This window comes from Nocardioides sp. DN36 (genome assembly GCF_055380375.1).
Window position 1 is genome coordinate 4,358,590 of sequence record NZ_AP043823.1, and the last position, 21,144, is coordinate 4,379,733.

Genomic DNA, 21,144 nt, shown 5'->3' on the forward strand with positions numbered 1-21,144 from the left:
AAAAGAAGCCTCGGTGTGCGGGAACAGCCGGTCAACCGGTAGCGTTGGGCCCACGAGAGAACTCTGAGGACAGCCCGGGAGCCACAGTGCCCCGGCCGAGCGTGCGAGGGGGCTGACCCTATGGGGCGCGGCCGAGCGAAAGCCAAGCAGACGAAGGTCGCCCGCGACCTGAAGTACCGCACTCACGAGACGGACTTCGGGAAGTTGGCGCAGGAGCTGCATGGCGGCGAGAGCAGCAGCAACGACCAGGCCGACTCGTCCACCGACGAGTACGACGACTGGTCGGACTACGCCGACCCCGGGCGCGACTGATGAGTTGACCCGCCGCGGGCGAAGCCCGTGGCGTCGGTCGGCCAGGTTGAGCAAGCCCTGCGCCTGAGGCACAAAGGCGCGGCGGGCGCGTCGAAACCCGGCGAGAGTCGATTCCCGGCGGCGTGGGGCAGGGTCGTGACCCTGCCCCACCCGCGTCAGCGGTTGAGCCAGATGCCGCGGAGGCGACCCACGTCGCGCATCCGGCGCTCGGCGAGCCGGTCGGCGGCGATGGCGGGGGCGACCCCGTCGGAGGCGGCGAGCTCGAACACGCGACGCGTGGTGTCGAAGATGCCGGTGGCGCGCTGCTGGGCCCGCTCGAACGAGAAGCCCTCGAGCTCGTCGGCGACCTGGATCAGACCGCCGGAGTTCACGCAGTAGTCGGGCGCGTAGAGGATCCCGCGGTCCTCGAGCGCCTTCTCGATGCCCGGGTGGGCGAGCTGGTTGTTCGCGGCCCCGCACACGACCTTGGCCGACAGCACGTCCACGACCTCGTCGGTGAGCGCGCCGCCGAGGGCACACGGCGCGTAGACGTCGAGCCGCGAGGCGACCAGCGCCTCGGTGGAGTCGACCGCGGCGACCTGCGGGAACTCCTCGCGGACCCGGTCGACCGACGGCTGGTGCACGTCGGTGACGACCACGGAGGCGCCGTCCTCGATCAGGTGTCGCACCAGGTGCCGCCCGACCTTGCCGACGCCGGCCACGCCGACAGTGCGGCCGGCCAGCGAGTCGGTGCCCCACACGACCTCGGCGGCCGCGCGCATGCCCTGGAAGACGCCGTACGCCGTGAGCACGGAGCTGTCGCCCGCGCCGCCGTGGGCGACGGTGCGACCGGTGACGTAGGAGCACTCGCGGGCGATGTCGTCCATGTCATCGGAGAAGGTGCCCACGTCGCAGGCCGTGTAGTAGCGGCCGTTCAGCGACTGCACGAAGCGGCCGTAGGCGCGCAGCAGCGCCTCACCCTTGAGCGTGGCCGGGTCGCCGATGATGACCGCCTTGCCGCCGCCGAGGTCGAGCCCGGCGAGCGCGGCCTTGTAGGACATGCCGCGGGAGAGGTTCAGCACGTCGCGCACCGCGTCGGCGGTGGAGGCGTAGGGGTAGAACCGGGTGCCGCCGAGGGCCGGGCCGAGGGCCGTGGAGTGGATGGCGATGATCGCCTTGAGGCCGGTGGCGGGGTCGTTGGCGAAGACGACCTGCTCGTGCTCGGAGCCGAGCTCGAAGACGTCGGCGTCCAGGGGTGCAGACATGGGTGGTGCCCACTTTCTGTGTGTCGGCCACGGGGTCGTGTGGCGCTGCTGTCGCGGACCGCAGGGGTGGCGCGTGTCCGTGATCACATCGTAGGACGGGCGCCCCGGGTGGTTCGAGTCGGCGGGGGCTCGCCGCGAATCCCGGTCGAGTCGGCGCAAGTTCGTCGCTACATGACGAGGTTGCGCCGACTCGAGCCCTTTTCTCCACGAGGTTGCGCCGACTCGACCTTCGGTCAGGGGGTGCGGAGCACGACCAGGTCCCCGTGGGTGCCGTAGCCCGCCAGTGGGCCGCCGTGGGCGGTCCCGTCGAAGGTCACCATCAGCCAGCGGCCGTCGTCGAGGCGCACGACGCTGGGCCACGGGATGTTGGTGGGGTACGGCGCGTCGAGCGTGCCGACCTGCTCGAGGCCGAGGTCGAAGACCGGGAAGCCGCGGCGCTGGCCACGTCGGCCGTCGCGACCGTCGCTGGCCAGCACCCGCCAGTCCCCGTCGATGCGGGCCAGCGTGGTCCCCTCGGTCGCGGTCCGGTCGCGCGCCGCCCCGCGCAGGGTGAGCCGGTCGAGGTCGGGCCCCTCGGCCAGGGCGGGGTGGAAGCGGAAGAACTTCCGCGCACTCACGAACCCGACCAGCCACCGACCGTCGGCGCGGACGAGGTGGGGGTCCCAGACCCCCACCGAGCGGAGCCCGTCGGTGGGCAGTGCCAGCCGGCGGGTGTCGAGGACGTGCCGGCCCGAGGTCAGGTCGGCGCGCGTGCGGGCCAGCGTCGCCTCGACGGTGGCGCCCGCCCGAGAGGGGTCGAAGTCCCCCCAGGTGCTGGTGGCGACCAGCCACTCGTCGCCGTCGCGCACCAGGTGCGTCGCGTGGTCGCCGTACACACCGGGCCGCCCGGGCCGGCGGAAGAAGAGGTCGGCGTCGTGCTCGAGCTCGAGCGTGCCCGGGTCGAGGCTCCAGACCGAGGTGTGCGCGGTGTCGAAGAACCCCGGACCGGCGCTGGTCGCGGTGAGCAGCAGCCGCCCGTCGCGCCGGAACGGCGTCCCGTCCGGCGCGCTGACCAGCCGGACGTCGCGCAGCCCGAGCTGCCCGAACCCGCCCGCGACCAGGCGGCCCTCGGGTGGTCCGTCCGGCCCGTCCCACCGCTGGCCGGAGCGCAGGCCGGCGAGGAACGTCTCGTCCCGGGTGTCCACCCGGCCGAGCAGGTCGACGCGGCCCCGGGCCGCCCAGCCGTCGGCTCCGCGGGTCAGCACGCTGAGGTGGGTCCCGGTCAGCGCCAGGCCCAGCGCCTCGACGGGTGCGGCGCTGCGTCCGTGGCGTCGGCTGCGGTGCTCGCTGACCCGGCCCTCGGTGTGGACCTCCAGGCCGACGGTGCCGCTGGTGAGGTCCCAGCGGCCGACCAGCCGGACCGCACCACTCGCGAGCTCCAGGACCAGGCGGCCACGCCGGGTCGCGGACCCTGCCGGGGAGGCGAGGACGGCGGTGACGGCGGCGTACGGCGCCGGGTGGGGCGTGCCGGCGGACCGCTCCTCGGTGAGGACGTCGTCGAGCTGCACCGACCCCGGGGCGACCAGGTCCACGGGCCGGCGGCGGGCGACGACCTCGAAACGGGGCAGCACCGGACCAGTCTCGCAGCACGCGACCTGACCGCTCGCCCCGCGACCGGTCAGGCGGTGGCCTCCTGCAGCGCGGACACGGCCCGGTCGACCTCGCGCACGAGCTCGTCGAGCAGCGGTTCGGCGCCGCTGGTCCGGCCCGCGTCGCCGAGGGCCTCGAGCCGCGCGGCGGTGGCACCCACCAGCGGGAGCCCGAGGTTGAGGGCGCTGCCCTTGAGCTGGTGGGCGGAGGTCTGGAGGCGTACGGCGTCGCGCGCGGCCACGGCGTCCCGGATCGCCACGACCTGGTCGCCCACCCGGGCCATGAAGGATGCGGCGGTGCGCTCGAAGAAGCTGATGCCGTCCTTGCGCAGCTCGCTGAGCAGCCGGATCCGCTCCCGGTCGAGCACGGCGCCGGCGGCGGACACCGGGGCGCTCGGGGTGGGGGAGGTGCGCCGTTCGTTGAGCCGGCTCCCGGTCCAGCGCCGGACGACCCGTTCGAGGTCGGTGGCGTTGACCGGCTTGGTCAGGAAGTCGTCCATGCCGGCGGCCAGGCAGCGCTCGCGCTCGCCCTCGAGCGCGGAGGCCGTCATCGCGATGATGGGGACGTGCCTGCCGGCCGTCTCCCGGGCACGTACCGCCCGCGTCGCGTCGAAGCCGTCCAGACGCGGCATCCGGCAGTCCATGAGCACCGCTGCGAAGTCGTGGTCGGCGGCGAGCAGCTCCACGGCCTCGGCGCCGTCCGAGGCCACCTCCACCTCGCAGCCGAGGTTCTCCAGCAGCCCGGTGGCGACGAGCTGGTTGACCTGGTTGTCCTCGACCACCAGGACGCGCAGCCCGAGCGAGGGACCCCGGGGACGTCGGACGGGGGCAGGGTCGCCCGCGCCGGCGATGCCGACCAGGGCGTCGTACAGCTCGGAGTGGCGCACCGGCTTGTCCAGCGAGGCCTGGAAGCCGGCGGCCCGGGCGGCCTCGCCGCCGACGCTCTGGTCGGAGGACAGCAACATCATGGTGGGGCGCCGCAGGGTCGGGTCCGCAGCGATCCGGCGGGCCAGCTCGAGACCGTCCATGCCGGGCATCATCATGTCCAGCAGCGCGATCTCGAAGGGGCGGCCCTCGGCCACCGCGGTGCGCATCGCGGCGAGGGCGTCGGCACCCGACTCGACGGCGACGACCTGCATCTCCCAGGCCAGGAGCTGCTCGGTGAGGATGAACCGGTTCGTCTCGTTGTCATCGACGACCAGCACCCGGCGTCCCTGCAGGCGGGCCGGCACCGCAGCCCGGCGCGTCGGAGAGCTGCGGGCGCGTTCGAAGGCGGCGGTGAACGAGAAGGTGCTGCCCTCGCCCACCTCGCTGTAGACGTCGATGTGGCCGCCGAGCGCCTCGACCAGCTGGCGGGAGATCGCGAGCCCCAGGCCGGTGCCGCCGTGCCGGCGGGTGGTGGAGGGGTCGGCCTGGGTGAAGGCGTCGAAGAGCCGGGCGCGCGCCGCCGGGGCGATCCCGACGCCGCTGTCGACGACGTCGACGCGCAGCACGACGGACTGGGGTGTCTGGCGCTCGACGCGCGCCGAGATGACGACCTCGCCGCTGTCGGTGAACTTCACCGCGTTGGACCCGAGGTTGGTCAGCACCTGCCCGAACCGCACGGAGTCGCCGCGCAGGAAGAGGGGGACGTCGGGGTGGCAGGCCACCACGAGCTCGAGCCCCTTGGCGTGGGCGGGGGTGCTGAGGACCCCGGCGGTCTGCTCGAAGACGCTGCGCACGTCGAAGTCCGCCGCCTCGAGCTCGAGCTTGCCGGACTCGATCTTGGACAGGTCGAGGATGTCGTTGATGATGCCGAGCAGGGTGAGCCCGGCGCGCTGGAGGCCCTCGGCGAGCCGGCGCTGGTGCTCGTCGAGGTCGGTGCGCAGGAGCAGCTCGTTGAGGCCGATGACGCCGTTCATGGGCGTGCGGATCTCGTGGCTCATGGTGGCGAGGAACTCCGACTTGAGCCGGGATGCCTCCATGGCCTCGTCGCGCGCCTCGGCGAGCTGCTGGGCGCTGCGCTCGCGCTCGGCCACCAGGCTCAGCTGCCCCGCGATCTGGCTGATCAGGAACATGGAGTTCTCGTCCGGAGGCACCTCGTCGGCGAGGACCTCGATCACGGCGGTCACCTGCCCGGCGAGCAGCACCGGGATCGCCACCAGGCTGTGCGTGTCAGCGTGAGCGCTCGGCGGCCCCACCTCGACCCGCCGGGAGAGCCGGGCCCGCTCGGCCAGCAGCGGGGCCGGGGCCGGGTCCCAGTCGCGCCCGGAGGGCTGGAGCTCGGTGCGGGTCAGGCCGCCGCCCTCGTTGACGGTGTAGACGCCGACGGCCGCCCAGGTCGTGAAGTGCGGCAGCCCGCGCGCGGCCTCCCCGATGGCGTCGACCAGGTTGCTGGCCTGGTTGGCCGCCATCGCCATCTCCTGGAGCAGCTCGAGCCTGCGGGTCGCCTCCGCGGCCTGCTCGTCGGCACGTTTGAGCTCGGTGATGTCCTGGGTGGTGCCGCCCATGACCAAGGGGCTGCCGTCGGGAAGGCGCTCGACCCGGCCCAGCCCGCGGATCCAGCGGACCTCGCCGTCCTTGCGGACGATGCGCGCGTCGAAGGCGAACTCGTCCCGGCCCGCGAAGGTCGCTTCGACTGTCTCGCGCACCCGGTCGCGGTCCTCCGGGTGGATCCGGTTGAGGAAGCCGTCGTACGTCGCGTCGTGCTCGCTGGGGTCGAACCCGTAGATCCGGTAGAGCTCGTCGGACCAGGTGACGGTGTCGCTCGGCACGTCCCACGACCAGCTGCCGACGTGCGCGATGGTCTGGGCGGTGGCGAGCTGCTGCTCGCGGTCGCGCAGGGTCTCGACGAGGGTCTTCCGGTCGGTGTACTCGGTGACGCGGTGCAGCCACCCGAGGCGCCGTCCGTGGGCGTCGTGCATGCTGCCGGCGCTGACCAGCACCCAGATCTCGCTGCCGTCCGGCCGGACCAGCTTGGTCTCGACGTTCTCCTGGCTGGCGGAGGTCGGCAGCTGGGCGAGGTACTCGACGAGCTGTTTGCGACCGTCGGCGTCGAGGGAGTCCTCGACCCGGTGGCCGGGCAGTCGGTCGGGGGAGATGCCGAGCAGCTCGGCCATCTTGGCGTTGCCCCACAGGGTGGTCCCGGTCTCGTCGAGGACCCACAGGCCGTCGGTGCTGGCGCGGACCAGCGCCTCGTAGAGCGCGGGCTCCTGCTCCACGACTGCACCTCCTCCCGAGATCGGCTCTGTGGTCATCATCCACGGCCGGGAGGCTCTGGGTCGACTTTGGCCTGATCTCGTGGACGCGCCGTCGTCCGACGGGCGCTGCTCACGTCGACCAGACCGGCGGTTCCCGGTCAGCTGGCTCCCCGGGGGCGGGCGTTCGCCTCGCTGACGAGCTCGCGGGCGATGTCGCGCAGCTTGACGTTGCGGCTCGAGGAGAGCCGGACGAGGTAGCGGAACGCCATCTCCTCGTCGAGCTCGAACCGCTCCATCGCCACGCCGACGGCCTGGCCGATCAGCTTGCGGGTCCGCAGGGCCGCCTTGAGGTTGTCCTCGCGGGTGGACCGCTCGACGGCGACCGCCGCGTGGCTGGCGAGCAGGGTGAGCATCAGCACCAGCTCGGGGTCGATCGTGTCGGCCTCGGTCAGGTAGACGTTGATCGCTCCCCAGGTCCGCTCCTCGACGCACAGGCGCACCGCGACCTGGGCGAGGACCCCGTGCTCGACCGCGACCGGGACGTACGCCGGCCAGCGCTGGTCGTGGGCGAGGCGGTCGACGCAGACGACCGCCTCGACGGCCAGCGCGTCGACACCCGGACCCTCGCCCAGCTCGTGCTGGGCGTGGTCTAGCTCGGCGACGAGGTCGTCGGACGCAGCCCGCGTCTCGGCGGCGTCGCGGCGCAGGAGGCTGACGCCGACGTGGTGGCCCGCCGGCAGGCAGGAGGTCAGGAACTCGACGACGGCGGCGAGCGTCGAGTCGAGGTCACCCGGGGCGTTGATGTCGCGAGCCGCACGGGCGAGGAGGGTGGCGAGGTCCGGGCGCGTGCCCACGTTGGTCGTCTCCGCGTGAGGGGTGTGCCATGCGCGAGAGGACGGGCGTGTCGAGCCTGGGAGATCCAGGGGCGGTGGCCCGTTGCGCGGGCTGTTTCTCCAACCCCGGGTGCGGATCGTATCCCAGGACTCAGGCGCGGTGGTCACAGGCGTCACCGGCGCGTCGTGGTCGGCTCATCGACGGCCTCTCAGTTCTCGCCGGGATCGGCGGGCTCGAGCTCGTCCGCCAGCACCCGCCGGGACACGTCCTGCAGGGACTGGTGGTGCCGGCGACCGTGCTGGAGCAGCCGTTGGTACGCCGCCTCCTGGGTGATCCCGTGCCGCCCGGCGAGATAGCCGGTGGCCCGCTCCACGACCAGGCGCGACTGCAGGGCCGTCTCCATCCGGGCCACCCGCTCCTCGGCGGACTCGTCCTCGGTGTGCGCCAGGCTGCGGCGCAGGTTGCACACGACCCCCCTCACGTAGGGGTCGTCGAGGAAGTTGGTGAGCGCCGCCTCGGCCCACGCCCAGCCGTCGCCGCGGCGTACCCGCACCTCGTGGGCGGGCCTGGCCCCCGGCTGGCGGACCGCGTCGGAGAGGTAGACCGCCAGCGCGGCCCTGTCGTCGGGGTGCAGCAGCGGCACCAGCGAGGAGCCGACCACCTCGTCCTCCTCCCAGCCGAACAGCTGCTTCACGGCCGGGCTGGCGTAGGTGATGACGGCGTCGGACCGCAGGACCAGCGCGGCGTCGGTCGACCGCTCGAGCAGCGGCTGCAGGGCGGTGCCGAGGTTGCTCGAGACGCCGATGATGGCGACCAGCTCCCCGGACCGGTACACGCCCGAGTCGGTCACCAGCGCGGGGAACAGGGTGCCGTCCTTGCGACGCACCGGGAAACCGCCGGACCACGGCACCCCCGCGCGCAGGGCCTCCATGATCTCCTTGGCGACCTCCTGGGCGAGATCGGGCACGCACAGTGCCGAGATGTTCTCGCCGATGGCCTCCTCTGCGGTCCAGCCGTACATCCGCTCGGCTGCCGGGTTCCAGGCGAGGATGAAGCCGTCGAGGTCGGTCGTGATCACCGCCTGGCCCAGCGCCGAGAGCTGGTCGGCTGGATCGATGGTGGGTTCGCCACTCATGCCTCGATCCTCTTGGCCGAAGGTGGTGTCGGTGAGTGCCGAATGGCTCTGATGCTTCGGGACGTACATGGTCGCCCCGCTCACTGACGGCGCGCGATCGTCGTGGTCAAGCTTCTTTCCCTACGGTCGAGACGTGGGCACCCGGTTGGCGTGCCGGTCGAAAGTAGGGCCGCGCTCGGCTCCCTGCTCAGGGCCGTTGGTCCCTTCATACCCAAAATTGGTGATTCGGTGGGTCGGCGTCTGTGCCACGCGCCCGGCTGAGGTGACGCGGTGGGGGCGCGGCGCTCGCCAGCCACAAGCACGGACACGCCGCGGCCCCCGCTGGCCCGACGAGCCCCGGCTCGCGGTGGGCGGCCGGTGGTCGAGCACTCAGTTCCGACGAGCTCTCTCCCCGGGTGGTGGAGCAGCGAGCGCCAGCGAGCCCCCTCCGATGGTCGAGCAGCGAGCCCCGGCGAGCGTCGTCGAGACCCCCGCACCTCAGGCAGGGCCTCCGTCGCCGCGCCGGGCCTGCGGGTCGTGCCGCCGAGGTCTCCCGGCTTCCGGTTCGCGGTGGGCGAGGGAGGTAGGGCCGCGACCCCGAGCCGGCCACGCCCCGAAAGTTTTACTTTCTGATATCCCCAGATCCCCCGGATCGGGTCCTTTTCGGGGGGCGACTGTCGGTGCTCGGTGAGACCATGGACCCATGTTCGAAACCGACGCATCTGGGGAGCCGGTCGAGATCGAGGACCTCGATCTCGACGGCCTCCTGGGCGTGCTCGAACACAAGCGCCTCGAGTCCCGCGCGGCCGAGCGGGGGAAGCTGCGGGTCGCCGTCGAGTGGTGCGTGCGGCACCCCGCGACCGCCGACACCGGGGTCGCGACCTGGGGCGGACCCAGCGTGCTGCTGACCGACGATTCCTTGGGTGGGGAGGGCACCCCGGCGGTGGCCGGGTTCGCCCCGGAGCCGTTCGCCGCGACCCTGGAGATCTCCACCCAGGCGGGGATGGCGCTGATCGCCGACGCCCTCGACCTGAGGTACCGGCCGCCTCGGATCTGGCGGCTCGTGCAGACCCTCGCGGTCGAGCCCTACAAGGCCCGGCAGGTCGCGAAGGCCACCCACCAGCTCTCCCGGGCCGCGGCCGCCTATGTGGACGAGCAGCTCGCACCCCGGTTGTCCTCGTGCGGGTGGAAAGCGGTCGAGACGACCGTGGCGCACGCGATCGCGAAGTTCGACCCCGACCTCATCGCCGAGAAGGAGAAGCGCGGCCGGCAGGGCTGGCACGTCACCCTCCGCCACGACCACCCCGGCCAGTTCGACGGCACCTCGTATCTCGACGTCGCCGGCGACACCCTCGACCTGACCGCCTTCCACGACCTGGTCTGCGACCAGGCCGCCCAGCTCGAGGCCCTCGGCGACACCGACGACCTCGAGGTCCGCAAGGCCAAGGCGTTGGGTGTGATTGCCGCCCAGCAGGCCACCCTCGACCTCCTCACCCTCACCGGACAGCTGTCAGAGGTCCCCGCTGCCCCCGCGAAGCCAAGACCGCCCAAGACCCGGCTCTACCTCCACCTCTCCCTGGCCGACCTCGCCACCGGGTGCACGACAACGGCCGGCGGTGCTGGGGCCGCTGATGGCGGCACGGTGGCCGGCACGGTCGAGCGGCTCGGCCCGGCGAGCATCGACCTGATCAAGGAGTGGGTCGGCCGATCCCGGGTCACGATCCAGCCCGTCATCGACCTCGCCACGACCACCGCGGTCGACGAGCACGACCCGCCCGCGTGGATGGCCGAGCTGGTCATCCTCCGCGACGGGCACTGCGTCTTCCCCTGGTGCCCCGTCGACGCCCGGCGATCCGATCTCGACCACATCCAGCCCTACGTCCCCCTGGACGACGGCGGACCACCGGGGCAGACCGCCCCCGACAAGCTCGCCCCCTTGTGCCGGCGACATCACCGCTGCAAGACCAGCCGCCGCTGGCGCTACCGGCGACGACCCGACGGCACTTATGAGTGGCACGGCCCCCTCGGCCGCAGCTACCTGGTCACACCCCACGGCACCATCCGGCTCGACACCAACTGAGCACCCAAGCGCCAGCAGGCCCGATCACCCGGCACCCACCGGGTCATCGGGCCTGCCGTGCTGCACAGAATCGTCGCCCCTGTCGCTGTCCTGCCACGGCCGCGGGGTCTCGGCGACGCTCGCTGGCGCGCCTCGACCACCGAATGAGGAGGCCCGGGGCGTCGGCTGCGATGGACCGCATGGGGGTCACTTACCCAAAGGCAGTGATGCCGGGGGTCCCTGCCGTCCGTACCTTCGGTGACGGTGGGCGCCTCGAAGGGATCTCCGCACAGGAGGACGGGGCGCGTGAGGGGATTCGAATGCACTCAAGCTTGCTGCGCCGCGCGACCGCGCTTCTCGCCGTATCGGCCCTGGCAGTTCTCGGCTTCGACGCCGGTCCCGCCGGGGCCGTGAACGCTGACCACGGCAACAGGATCGTCTCGGTCGACCCGGTGCGGGGCACCCCGCACGTGATGGACGGCGCGGTGCTGGCCATCACCCAGGTCGGGAACAAGATCATCGCCGCCGGCACCTTCACGAAGGTCAGCCCGTCGGACACCTACACCGACACCAGCGACGACATCACCCGCAACGGGATGTTCGCCTTCGACGCGACCACTGGTGCGATCGACATGGGCTTCAACCCCAACATCGGCGGCGAGGTCCGCTCGGTCGACACCGACGGCACCTACGTCTACGCGGCAGGGTCGTTCAAGTCGGTCGGCGGCAAGTCCGGCTTCAAGCGCCTGGTCAAGCTCGACATGACCGGCACGCCGGTGACCAACTTCAAGGCCGTGCCGAGCGCCACCACCAACGAGGTCGTGGTCCGCGGCGGGCGGGTCTACGTCGGCGGTGGCTTCGTCTCGATCAAGTCGCGGACCACCACCTATCCGGTGGCCCACCTCGCCGCACTCGACCCCGATCGAGGGACGCCCACGAACTTCGTGAGCGCCACCTTCGCCGGCGTCTACAACCCCTCGGCCAGCAACCCCGGCACCACGAACGTCCGGCACTTCGACGTGTCCGCCGACGGGTCGCGGCTGATCGCGATCGGCAACTTCGCGACCGTGAACGGCGCGGCCCACAACCAGATCGTCATGCTCGACACGAGCGGCGCGACGGCGTCGGTGATGCCGTGGTCGACCAACCGGTTCGACCGCAGCCACAGCGTCTGCGCCGGCGTCTTCGACACCTTCACCCGTGACGTCGACTTCTCCCCGGACGGCAGCTACTACGTCGTGACGACCACCGGCGCCTTCGCCGGCGGCGCCAACGCGAACACCATGTGCGACAGCAGCTCCCGCTGGGAGACCAACCAGACCGGCAACGACCCGACGTGGATCACCTACACCGGCGGCGACACGACGTTCGGCCTCGCGGTCACGGGCGCGGCGGTGTACGTCGGTGGCCACATGCGCTGGGAGAACAACCCCTTCCAAGGTGACCAGGCCGGCCCCGGTGCGGTCCCGCGCGAGGGCATCGCGGCGCTCGACCCGGTCAACGGGCTGCCGCTCTCCTGGAACCCCGGGCGCGACCGCGGGGTGGGCGCGCAGGCACTCTTCGCCACCGGCCAGGGCCTGTGGGTGGGCAGCGACACCACGCTGTTCCACAACCAGCGGCGCGGACGGATCGCCTTCGTCCCGCTGACCGGGGGCAGCACGATCCCGGACACGCCGGCCGCCACCCTGCCCAACGACCTGTTCGCGATGGGCCAGGGCACGGCACCCGCCAACGTGCTCTACCGCTACAACGCCGGCGGCTCCACGGTCGCGGCGACCGACGGTGGGCCCAGCTGGGTCAACCCGCCGGGCAACCGGCTCAGCGGCGGCAGCAACGCGACGTACACGACCCCCGTGACCTTGGACAGCGGCGTCCCGTCCTCGACCCCGCCGCAGATCTTCCTCAGCGAGCGCTACGGCCAGCAGGACTGGAACCTCCCGGTCACCGCGGGCACCCCGATCACGGTCCGTCTCTACTTCGCCAACCAGTACGCCGGCACGTCGCAGCCGGGCCAGCGCGTCTTCAACGTGCTCATCGACAACGTGACCCGGCTGTCCAACTTCGACATCGTGGCTGCCGCGGGTGACAAGACCGGCATCGTCAGGGAGTTCTCGATCGTCAGCGACGGCAACGTCGACATCGACCTGCGCAACGTCACCGACAACGCGCTGGTCAACGGCGTCGAGATCCTCAACAACAACGCCGCCGGCGGCTCGCCGGGCACCCTCCAGCGGCGCAGCGTCGACGCGTCGGGAGCGCCCACCGGGGCTGCCACGACGGTCGACTCCACGGTCGACTGGTCGAAGGTACGCGGCGCGTTCCTGCTCAACGGGGCGCTGTACTACGGCCTCTCGGACGGGGCGCTCTACAAGCGGAGCTTCGACGCCGGCAACGGGACGTTCGGGGCGCAGAGCGCCGTGAACCTCTACGACGACCCGGACAACGGGGCCCGGATCCCGTTCGCGATCTCGACGATGACCGGCATGTTCTACGACCCCTCGCTGCACCGGATCTACTACACGGTGTCCGGTGACGCCCGGCTCTACTACCGGCACTTCACCCCGGAGAGCGAGGTCGTGGGTGCCCAGACCTTCACCGCGGACGCGGGCGGCGTCAGCTTCAGCACGGTCGCGGGCATGACCCTGGCGAGCGGTCGGATCCTGTACGGCTCGAGCGACGGCGCGCTGCGCTCGGTGCCCTTCTCGGGCGGCCGCGTGACCGGCACGCCGACGGTGCTGAGCTCGGACGGCACCTGGAAGTTCCGGGGGCTCTTCCTGAACAACGGGTGAGCCGGGACGACGGGCGAGTGTGGGGGCGGCCGGGGCAGGTGTCGGTTGCTGTCGGACTTACTGCTGGGTGATGGCCTTCATCTCGGGGCTGAGCCCCAGCTGCGCCATCATCGATCCGGTGTCGAAGTAGCTCCTCATGCTCCGGATCTTGCCGTCCTCGAACTCCATCACGTCGCAGAGCTCGAGGGTCATCGAGCGCCCGGTGGCCGGGAAGTCGCCCATGCTGGTCCTCAGGGTCCCGGTGTGGGTGCCGCGGCCGGTGAACTCCACGACGACGTGGTCGCCCTCGCCGAACACCCGGTCCACCGTGACCAGGCCGTCCGGGAAGGCCTCCGCCCACATCGAGTTGTACCTGCGCGACCCCTCGGGGCCGTCGAACGTGTCGCCCGAGCCGACGATGGTGATCGTGCCCTCCGGCGCCGTGGCGTCCGCGATCTCGTCGAAGTTCCGCTCGTTCCATGCCTCGTGGATCTCGCGTGCGAGGCTCGTGTTGTCTGTCATCTCAAGGCTCCGCTCTGACACCTGCCTGCCCGCCCTCCATCGACGCTAGACCGGCCCGATTTGGGCGGCAATGGGCCGTTTGGGCCTTGTTGGGAGGGGGAAGCCTCCCTGACGCGGGGAGTGAGATGGGAGCTTCCATGTTCAAGTCGCGGTTCATGCCCTGTCCGGAGTGCGGCGCATCGGTCGATCTCTCGAGGCCGTCGGAGCATGCGTGCTCCCCCGACCAGCGGGCGGAGTTCCAGATGCACCAGCTCCAGCACGAGGTCGAGCACCTCGAGACGGCGTTCCAGCGCTTCCTGACCACCGCCGAGGGCCAGTTCGAGTCCTGGCTCGCGGCCCGCCGGGTGCGCACCGCCAGCTGACCGCGCGGCCCGGCCGAGGTCAGCGCCGGGTGCCGCTCGAGAGTCGGTCGACCGGCCGGGCAACCACGACCACGTTGTCCTGGTAGCCGCCGCGGGTGGCGTCGTACTCACCTCCACAGGTGATGAGCACCAGCCGCCCGCCGCCTCCGGCGGAGAACACCACGGAGCGGCGCCGCAGGTCGGCCCGGGGGACCAGTCGGACCGAGGCGACCCGGTAGCGCCGCACCAGGTGCTCCCCGGTGAGGCGCACCTCGTCGCCCGGCCTGGCGGACAGCAGCTCGGCGGTGGGCCCCACGCCCTGGGTGAACGAGTCGACGTGAGCGGCCAGCACGATGCTGCCGAACGGGTCCCCGAGACGTGAGCCGCCGGTCCACCAGCCGGCCCTGCGGATGTCGTCCGGGACCGCGAGCGCTCCGTCGGGCCGGGTGCCGGCCGGGTCGACGGGCAGCACCCGCCCGCTGGGGAGGGTGACCCGGACCGGGCGCTCGGGCCGCACCTGGCTGGCCGCGGCGGAGGCGACGACGGCAGGCCCGGCGGTGGGGGAGACGAGGGGGTAGGCGGTGGGCGAGTCGGTGGGGGAGGCGCTCGGCAGCGAGGACGACGACGTGGCGGAGCAGCCGCCCAGCAGCACGGAGAGGCTCAGGATCGTGAGAAGGACCGGGTTCGGCACGAGGACGCGCAGGCCGCCCCTAGGGCGTCCACCAGCCGGGCAGCCCCGCGCGCAGGGCGACCAGCGACCACCAGAGCGCCCACCGGGTCCCGTCGACGGAGCCGTCGGGCCGGACCAGGCCGACCGCACCGGTGTCGACCGCGGCCGGTCGTTCGCCGGTCGTCGGCACCGGCAGGGTCTGGACGACGGCGTCCATGGTGCCGTCGCGAGGTGCACCGATCGCGAACACCCGGGTCAGCTTCCCGGCCGCGACCGGGAGGTCGAGCGGACCGAGCAGGGGTTCCCCGCCGCCGGTGGGCACGACCGCGACCTCGTAGGTGTTCGTCGGCACCACGGCGCTGACGAACTCGCCGTTGGCGATGTTGGTGAACAGCGTCTGGCCGTCCGCGACGATGTCGGCGGGCGGTACGACGGCCGTGTGCGCGACCGTCAGCCGGCCCTTGCTGGGCCCGACAGCGGAGACGTCGTTGCTGAAGACCGTGACCACCGGCCGGTCGGCCGCGTCGGCGGGCCAGTGCAGGACCACGTCCTGGCTGCCCGAGGCGTCGACCGCGGAGGAGACCTCCCAGTCGTCGGTGCGGAAGGTGAAGCGGTGGCTGCCGGGCGAGAGGTCGAGCGACCCCACGACCTCCTTGGCGGCGATGCCGGACCGGACCTCGTCGCCGTCGACGAGCAAGTCGACCGAGGCGCCGGGGACGCCCTGCACGACGTAGGTGCTGACGGCCGCGGCCCTCGCGCCGGCGGCGGTGGCAGTGGTGGTGGCAGTGGTGGTGGCAGCGGCCGGCGTACCGGCGACGACCGCAGTGGTCAGGGCCGCGAGGCCGATGAGCAGGGAGGTCCGGTGAGAGACGGATACGGACATGCGGGATCACAGCTCCGGGGAAGGCCCGAGACGGATCGGGAAGGGGAGACGGATCGAGTCCCGAGCCTCGAGGCCCGTGCTCGTGGCGTGGCTGGCCGCGGCGGTCCCCCCGCGGGCCGCTCGCCCGCGACCACTGTAGGAGTCGCCCGGGGTCTTGTCACCGGGTGCTGGACCACATGCGTACGGCAGGAGGTGGCGTCATGAGGACGGTCGACGCGCCGCGGCACTCGCCCCACGGAGGGTCCCGCAGGGCGAGTTCCCACGCCGCGCGGACCGCCCGGGTCGGGACCCACGCCGCCCGACGGCGACCGCCCTGGGCTGCGCCGCTCGCGGCCGTCGTCGCGGTCGTGCTCGTGGTGGCCTCGTGGCAGCTGCTCCGGCTGCTGCCCGGCGGCCCGTCGACACCGTCGGCGGCCGACACCGCCGCGGCCGACACGACGGCGGGTCCGGTGGGGGTGACCAGCCAGGTCAGCATCGACGACGCGGGCGCCGTGCACGTGGTCGAGACGCTCACCTTCTCCAGCGCCCGGTCGCGGCTCGACCTCGCCGTGCCGCGCCGGGGTGGCATGGGGGAGCGGCTGCGGCCGACGCTGGGCTCCCTGGTGGTCCGTGCGCCGGGCCCGCTCCGTGACGCCGGGCCGCTCGACGTGGGCGACCAGACGACGGTCCGGCTCGACACGCCGGCCACGCGCGTCGTCCTCGAGTACGACGCCACCGGGGTCGTCGCCCGCTCCGGTGACGCCTCCAGCCCGGAACGGGCCCTGGCCCTGGTCACCCCGCTCGTCGTGCTCGAGGCCGGCGGGCTGCCGTCGACGGTGCACGTGCGCTCGGTGAAGGTGCTCAACGTCGGCTGCCTGCGCCACGGCGAGCTGTCGGGCTGTGGCACCCGCACCGAGGGAGGGTGGACGGTCGAGACCAGCGGCGGCGAGGGGGGCGAGCGCTCCGACGTCTTCGCGCAGGTCAACCTCGCAGTGCCCTGAGGTCGGTCAGGCCGGGCGCCGGACGTAGCGGATGAACACGTTGTCGATGCGGCCGTGGTACTGGTCGACCCGGCCGGGGCCGAGCTTCTTGCCGCCGATCCGCACCGGCAGGTCGTTGGTCACCCGGCCGGTGACGCCGCTGGCGCGGGCCCGGACCTTCCCGTCGACCTTGAGGACGACCGCCGCGGCCTTCCGCCGGCAGACGAGCCGGTGCCAGCGGCCGTCGGTGATGCGGTGGTCCCACAGGGCCATCACGCGACCGTCGAAGCCGTGCACCACACAGCTCGGGCGGCCGAGGTCCACCTGCAGCTTGATCTGCCCGCCGGCGGTCCGGAAGTAGCCCTTCTGCACGAGGTTGGAGTGGTGGGCCTCCTGCGTGGCCGACATCCGGATGTCCGCGCCGAACCTGATGTTGCGCAGCCGCGGGTCGAGCCTGCGCCGGTCGGCGACCTCGATGATCGCGGCGCCGCAGCCCTTGCAGGCACCGGGGTACTGGGCAGCGGCGCCCTTGACACCCCGGACCCGGGTCAGGCGCCCGCCGGCCGCGATGCGGACGATCCCGTCGTACCGGCCGGCCGCGTTGTGGACCCGGCTCCCCCGCCGCAGCGTGTCGTGGTTGAAGGTGAGCTTCAGGACCGTGTGGGCCCGCGCCCTCGACGGGTTCGGGGTCGAGCCGAGCGAGCTGGCCGTGGCCGTGCCCCCTGCCAGCAGCAGCAGGGTGGCGAGGAGCACCCCGAGTGGACGAACGCGCATGAGAACCCCCTGATGTCGCGGACGATGGCTCGAACCTGCTCCCTCGCGGGGGTCGGCGCAACGAGAGGGGCCCGACGTACCCCGTGTGGTGTACGCCGCGGGCGTGCCGCGCCGCGGGAGCCTCCTCAGGAGAGCAGCGAGAGCACGCACCACACCGTCTTGCCGACCTCGGTGGGGCGCGAGCCCCACCGGTCGGCGAGGGCAGCCACGATCTGCAGGCCGCGACCGTGCTCGTCCTGGACGCCGGGTCGCTGCTTGCGCGGCTCGTAGCTGGCGCGGTCGTGGACCTCGATGCGGATCTCGGCGTCGTCGCCGCTGACCCGCAGCTCGACCGGGGGCACGGCGTGGAGGGTCGCGTTGGTGAGCAGCTCGCTGGTCACGAGCATCGCGTCCTCGACGACGTGCTCGGGCACCCCGGCGCCACGCAGCTGCTGGGCGACGACGCGCCGGGCGTGCGAGATGTCGATCGCGCGGTCGCGGTAGGAGAGCCGGAGACCGGGGGTGACCTCCGCCGTGTCGACGCGGGCGACCAGCACCGCGACGTCGTCGTCGGGCCCCTGGGGGAGGCGCTCGCGCACCAAGGTCTCCGGTGCGTCCGACAGGGCGCCGGTCAGCCCCGCCGACAGGGCTCGCAGCGACTCGATGCCCGACTCGAGGTCCTCGCCCCGGCGCTCGACCAGGCCGTCGGTGTAGAGCACGACGGTGGCGCCCGGGGCCAGCGTGACGTCACCCTGGCGGAGGTTGTAGAGGCCCACGCCCAGCGGCGGGTCCTCGGTCGCCGGCAGGACCGTCGCGCCCGCCACCGGGTCGACGACGATCGGCGGCAGGTGCCCGGCGTTGGCGAACCGCAGGGTGCGGTCCGTGGGGTCGAAGACGGCGTACAGGCAGGTGACGATCTGGTCGGAGCCGAGGTCGCGGACGATGCCGTCGAGGAACTCCAGCAGGTCGGGCGGCGGCAGGTCGAGACGCGCGTAGGCACGGACCGCGGACCGCAGCTGCCCCATCACCGCGGCCGCCTGCACGCCGCGCCCCATGACGTCGCCGACCACGAGGGCGGTGCGCCCGCCACCGAGCTCGATCACGTCGTACCAGTCGCCGCCGACCTGGGTGCCCTCGACGCCGGCCCGGTAGTAGGTGGCGACCTCGAGGTGCTCGAGGTCGAAGGACAGCTGGGGCAGCAGGCTGCGCTGGAGCGCATCGGCGATCGCGTGCTCCCGTGCGGCGGCCTCGGCGTCCGCCGCGGCGCGCGCCAGCGCCTCCTCGGCCGCCCGCCGCTCGGTGATGTCCTGCAGCGACCCGCGCAGGAGCGTCGGCCGTCCGGACTCGTCGGAGCCGACGACCTCGGCGCGCACGGAGACGACCACCTCCTCGCCGTCCGGGCGGATGATCCGGGCTTCGTACCGGATGTCCGCACCTGGCGTGGCGGACGCGAGGGTGTCGACCACGCGCGCGAGGTCGTCCGGGTGCACCACGGCCTCCACGACCCCGCGGAATCCGAGGTCGGCGATCTCCTCGGCGCTGAGCCCGACCAGTCGCCGGAACTCCTCGGAGCTGCGGACGCTGTCCTGCTGCAGGTCGAGCTCCCAGCTGCCGACCCGGGCCAGGCGCTGGGTCTGGTCGAGGAGCGCGCGGCTGCGCTCCAGCTGCTCCCGGCTCCGACGGGCCCGGTCCAGCTCCAGGTTGGCGTGGACGCGCGCCATCAGCTCCCGCGCGGTGAACGGCTTGACCAGGTAGTCGTCCGCGCCGGCCTCGAGCCCCTCGAGCGTGCCCTCCTCGCCGGCCCGGGCGGACAGCATCACCACCGGGATGTCGACGGTCGCCGGGTCGGCGCGCAGGGCGGTGAGCAGGCCGAACCCGTCGAGCCGGGGCATCATCACGTCGGTCAGCACCAGGTCGGGAGGATCGGCGAGCGCCTGCTCGAGCCCGTCCTGCCCGTCGACGGCCGTGCCGACGTCGTACAGCTGGGCGAGCAGGCTGGAGACGTAGGTGCGGATGTCGGCGTTGTCGTCGACGACCAGCACCCGCGGCCGGGAGTCGACGGGCGAGGCGGGCAGCGGCGTGGAGTCCCCCGTGACCACCGGTCCGAGGAGCTGGCTGGTCTCGACGAGGAAGCCGTCGATGACCTGCTGGGTGACCGTCGTCGACGACGGTGCGGTGATCCGTTCGGGCGGGAGGTGCGCACTACCGAGGGGCACCCGGACCCGGAAGGTGCTCCCCTCGCCCGGGCTGCTGGTCACGTCGACGTCACCCCCGTGGAGCTGCGCCACCTCCGCCACCAGCGCCAGGCCGATGCCGGAGCCCTCGTGGGTGCGCGACCGGGCGCCCCTGACCCGGGCGAACCGCTCGAACAGGTGGGCCTGGTCGTCGAGCGGGATGCCGGCGCCGGTGTCGGTGACCGACAGGACCACCGTCTCGCCGTCGACGTGCAGGGCCACGGTGATGCCGCCCGCGTAGGTGAACTTCAGCGCGTTCGACAGCAGGTTGAGCACGACCTTGCCCCACAGGTCCCGGTCGACGTAGACCGGCTCCGGCAGCTCGGGGCAGTCGAGCGTGAACGACAGGTCCAGGCGGGCGGCGGCGGTCTCGAACATGCTGGCCAGCTCGCGGGTGTAGCGCGCGAGGTCGACGGGCTCGTACGACGCCTCGACGCGCCCGGAGTCGAGCCGGGAGAAGTCCAGCAGCGTGTTGACGAGCTTGAGCAGCCGCTGGCCGTTGCGGTGGATGACCTCGACCCGCTCGCGCTGGCGTTCCGGCAGCGGGGACTCGGCATCGGCCAGGGCGTCCTCGGCAGGCCCCAGCAGCAGGGTGAGGGGCGTGCGGAACTCGTGGCTGACGTTGGTGAAGAAGTCCGTCTTGGCCTGGTCGAGCCTGGCCAGGGTCTCGGCGCGACGCTGCTCGAACTCGAAGGCCCGCGCGTCGGTGACCGCGGACGCGAGCTGCCCGGCGACCAGTCCCAGGAAGTCGGAGTAGCCGTCGTCGAGCGGGCGGAACGGGTTCAGGCCCGCCACCATGAAGCCGTAGGCGGGGTTGGCACCCTGGACGATGGGCACGATGGCGGCTCTGGCCGGGGGCTGCTGCCAGCCGCCGGACGGCAGTGGGGGAGAAGCCTCCGGCAGGTCGACCGCGTGCACCGCGGGTGTCTTCGGGACCTGCCAGGCCGGGTGGGTGGCGTCGTGGACTGCCGGTGCGGCGGGGTGGTCGGTGGTGAAGCCGGTCGAGCCGAGCAGGCGAGCTGTCTGCTCGTCGTCGTACACGTAGACCAGCGTGAACGGCAGGTCGAGGCTGCTGTGCTCGAGCTCGGCGCAGGCGCGGGCCACGGTCTCCTCCACCGAGGTGCTGCCGGCGGTGCGCAGCCCGAGGTCGCGCAGGGTCTGCATGCGCCGGTGCGCCACCACCTCCTCGGTGTCCTCGCTGACCACGCACAACATGCCGGCGATGGTGCCGTCGTCGTCGGCGAGCGGGCTGTAGGAGAACGTGTGGTAGGTCTCCTCGGTGTACCCGCTGCGCTCGAGGAAGAGCAGCAGGCGCTCGTCCCACGTCGCGACACCCGATCCGGTGACGCCGTCGATCCGAGGCCCGATGTCGTCCCAGATCTCCGACCAGACCGTCGAGGCCGGCTTGCCGAGGGCCCACGGGTACTTCGCGCCGAGGGTGTCGCGCCGGTAGGCGTCGTTGCAGAAGAAGGTGAGATCAGGGCCCCACGCCATCCACATCGAGAACCGCGACGACAGCACGATCCGCACGGCGGTCTGCAGGCTGTTCGGCCACGACTCGGCAGGTCCGAGAGGCGTCGAGGCCCAGTCGACCGCGAGCATGTCCCGACCCACCTCACCGCCGCCGAGGAACGTTTCGCGCAC

General features: G+C 72.6%; 14 protein-coding genes. 4 read left to right on the forward strand and 10 right to left on the reverse strand.

Annotation, left to right across the window (positions count from 1 at the left end; genetic code table 11):
* The first annotated feature begins 120 nt into the window (after nt 1-120).
* Nucleotides 121-312 (forward strand): DUF3073 domain-containing protein, encoded by a 192-nt coding sequence (locus tag ACZ43H_RS21865; protein WP_464586431.1) that lies wholly within the window; start codon nt 121-123, stop codon nt 310-312.
* Nucleotides 313-467: 155 nt separating this feature from the next.
* Here ACZ43H_RS21865 and ACZ43H_RS21870 read toward each other — a convergent pair whose 3' ends face one another.
* The 5 genes from ACZ43H_RS21870 to ACZ43H_RS21890 form a co-directional block, all read right to left on the reverse strand.
* Nucleotides 468-1,556, reverse strand: a complete 1,089-nt coding sequence (locus ACZ43H_RS21870; protein ID WP_464586432.1) for a Glu/Leu/Phe/Val family dehydrogenase — start codon at nt 1,554-1,556, stop codon at nt 468-470.
* 233 nt (nt 1,557-1,789) lie between these two features.
* On the reverse strand, nt 1,790-3,166 hold the full coding sequence (locus ACZ43H_RS21875; protein WP_464586433.1) for a hypothetical protein: 1,377 nt from the start codon (nt 3,164-3,166) through the stop codon (nt 1,790-1,792).
* A 47-nt stretch (nt 3,167-3,213) separates the two neighbouring features.
* Complete coding sequence (locus ACZ43H_RS21880; protein ID WP_464586434.1) at nt 3,214-6,384, reverse strand: response regulator; 3,171 nt, start codon at nt 6,382-6,384, stop codon at nt 3,214-3,216.
* 137 nt (nt 6,385-6,521) lie between these two features.
* Complete coding sequence (locus ACZ43H_RS21885) at nt 6,522-7,217, reverse strand: ANTAR domain-containing protein (RefSeq protein ID WP_464586435.1); 696 nt, start codon at nt 7,215-7,217, stop codon at nt 6,522-6,524.
* Between the two features lie 188 nt (nt 7,218-7,405).
* Nucleotides 7,406-8,332 carry a PAS domain S-box protein gene (locus ACZ43H_RS21890; protein WP_464586436.1) on the reverse strand — a complete coding sequence of 309 codons (927 nt, stop codon included), beginning with the start codon at nt 8,330-8,332 and terminating at the stop codon, nt 7,406-7,408.
* A gap of 682 nt (nt 8,333-9,014) precedes the next feature.
* Between ACZ43H_RS21890 and ACZ43H_RS21895 the strand changes: the two genes are divergently transcribed.
* Both ACZ43H_RS21895 and ACZ43H_RS21900 read left to right on the forward strand, forming a co-directional pair.
* Complete coding sequence (locus ACZ43H_RS21895) at nt 9,015-10,391, forward strand: HNH endonuclease signature motif containing protein (protein ID WP_464586437.1); 1,377 nt, start codon at nt 9,015-9,017, stop codon at nt 10,389-10,391.
* Nucleotides 10,392-10,690: 299 nt separating this feature from the next.
* Nucleotides 10,691-13,159, forward strand: coding sequence for a malectin domain-containing carbohydrate-binding protein (locus tag ACZ43H_RS21900; protein ID WP_464586438.1), 2,469 nt, complete (start codon nt 10,691-10,693; stop codon nt 13,157-13,159).
* 57 nt (nt 13,160-13,216) lie between these two features.
* On the opposite strand, the gene ACZ43H_RS21905 is transcribed toward ACZ43H_RS21900, so the two are convergent.
* The 3 genes from ACZ43H_RS21905 to ACZ43H_RS21915 all read right to left on the reverse strand — a co-directional run bounded on the left by ACZ43H_RS21905 (nt 13,217) and on the right by ACZ43H_RS21915 (nt 15,554).
* Nucleotides 13,217-13,660: an ester cyclase gene (locus ACZ43H_RS21905; protein ID WP_464586439.1), complete on the reverse strand. Its 444-nt coding sequence runs from the start codon at nt 13,658-13,660 to the stop codon at nt 13,217-13,219.
* A 381-nt stretch (nt 13,661-14,041) separates the two neighbouring features.
* Nucleotides 14,042-14,692, reverse strand: coding sequence for a class F sortase (locus tag ACZ43H_RS21910; protein WP_464586440.1), 651 nt, complete (start codon nt 14,690-14,692; stop codon nt 14,042-14,044).
* A 19-nt stretch (nt 14,693-14,711) separates the two neighbouring features.
* Complete coding sequence (locus ACZ43H_RS21915) at nt 14,712-15,554, reverse strand: DUF4397 domain-containing protein (protein ID WP_464586441.1); 843 nt, start codon at nt 15,552-15,554, stop codon at nt 14,712-14,714.
* Nucleotides 15,555-15,754: 200 nt separating this feature from the next.
* On the opposite strand from ACZ43H_RS21915, the gene ACZ43H_RS21920 reads away from it, so the two are divergent.
* Nucleotides 15,755-16,534, forward strand: a complete 780-nt coding sequence (locus tag ACZ43H_RS21920; RefSeq protein ID WP_464586442.1) for a hypothetical protein — start codon at nt 15,755-15,757, stop codon at nt 16,532-16,534.
* A gap of 6 nt (nt 16,535-16,540) precedes the next feature.
* On the opposite strand, the gene ACZ43H_RS21925 is transcribed toward ACZ43H_RS21920, so the two are convergent.
* Nucleotides 16,541-17,287, reverse strand: coding sequence for a laminin G domain-containing protein (locus ACZ43H_RS21925; RefSeq protein WP_464586443.1), 747 nt, complete (start codon nt 17,285-17,287; stop codon nt 16,541-16,543).
* A gap of 125 nt (nt 17,288-17,412) precedes the next feature.
* Nucleotides 17,413-21,144 carry a SpoIIE family protein phosphatase gene (locus ACZ43H_RS21930; RefSeq protein WP_464586444.1) on the reverse strand — a complete coding sequence of 1,244 codons (3,732 nt, stop codon included), beginning with the start codon at nt 21,142-21,144 and terminating at the stop codon, nt 17,413-17,415.

Coding starts and splice junctions, on each gene's coding strand:
- ACZ43H_RS21895 (WP_464586437.1), top strand. CDS start 9,015: ATGTTCGAAACCGACGCATCTGGGGAGCCGGTCGAGATCGAGGACCTC.
- ACZ43H_RS21900 (WP_464586438.1), top strand. CDS start 10,691: ATGCACTCAAGCTTGCTGCGCCGCGCGACCGCGCTTCTCGCCGTATCG.
- ACZ43H_RS21920 (WP_464586442.1), top strand. CDS start 15,755: ATGAGGACGGTCGACGCGCCGCGGCACTCGCCCCACGGAGGGTCCCGC.
- ACZ43H_RS21865 (WP_464586431.1), top strand. CDS start 121: ATGGGGCGCGGCCGAGCGAAAGCCAAGCAGACGAAGGTCGCCCGCGAC.
- ACZ43H_RS21890 (WP_464586436.1), bottom strand. CDS start 8,332: ATGAGTGGCGAACCCACCATCGATCCAGCCGACCAGCTCTCGGCGCTG.
- ACZ43H_RS21905 (WP_464586439.1), bottom strand. CDS start 13,660: ATGACAGACAACACGAGCCTCGCACGCGAGATCCACGAGGCATGGAAC.
- ACZ43H_RS21915 (WP_464586441.1), bottom strand. CDS start 15,554: ATGTCCGTATCCGTCTCTCACCGGACCTCCCTGCTCATCGGCCTCGCG.
- ACZ43H_RS21870 (WP_464586432.1), bottom strand. CDS start 1,556: ATGTCTGCACCCCTGGACGCCGACGTCTTCGAGCTCGGCTCCGAGCAC.
- ACZ43H_RS21925 (WP_464586443.1), bottom strand. CDS start 17,287: ATGCGCGTTCGTCCACTCGGGGTGCTCCTCGCCACCCTGCTGCTGCTG.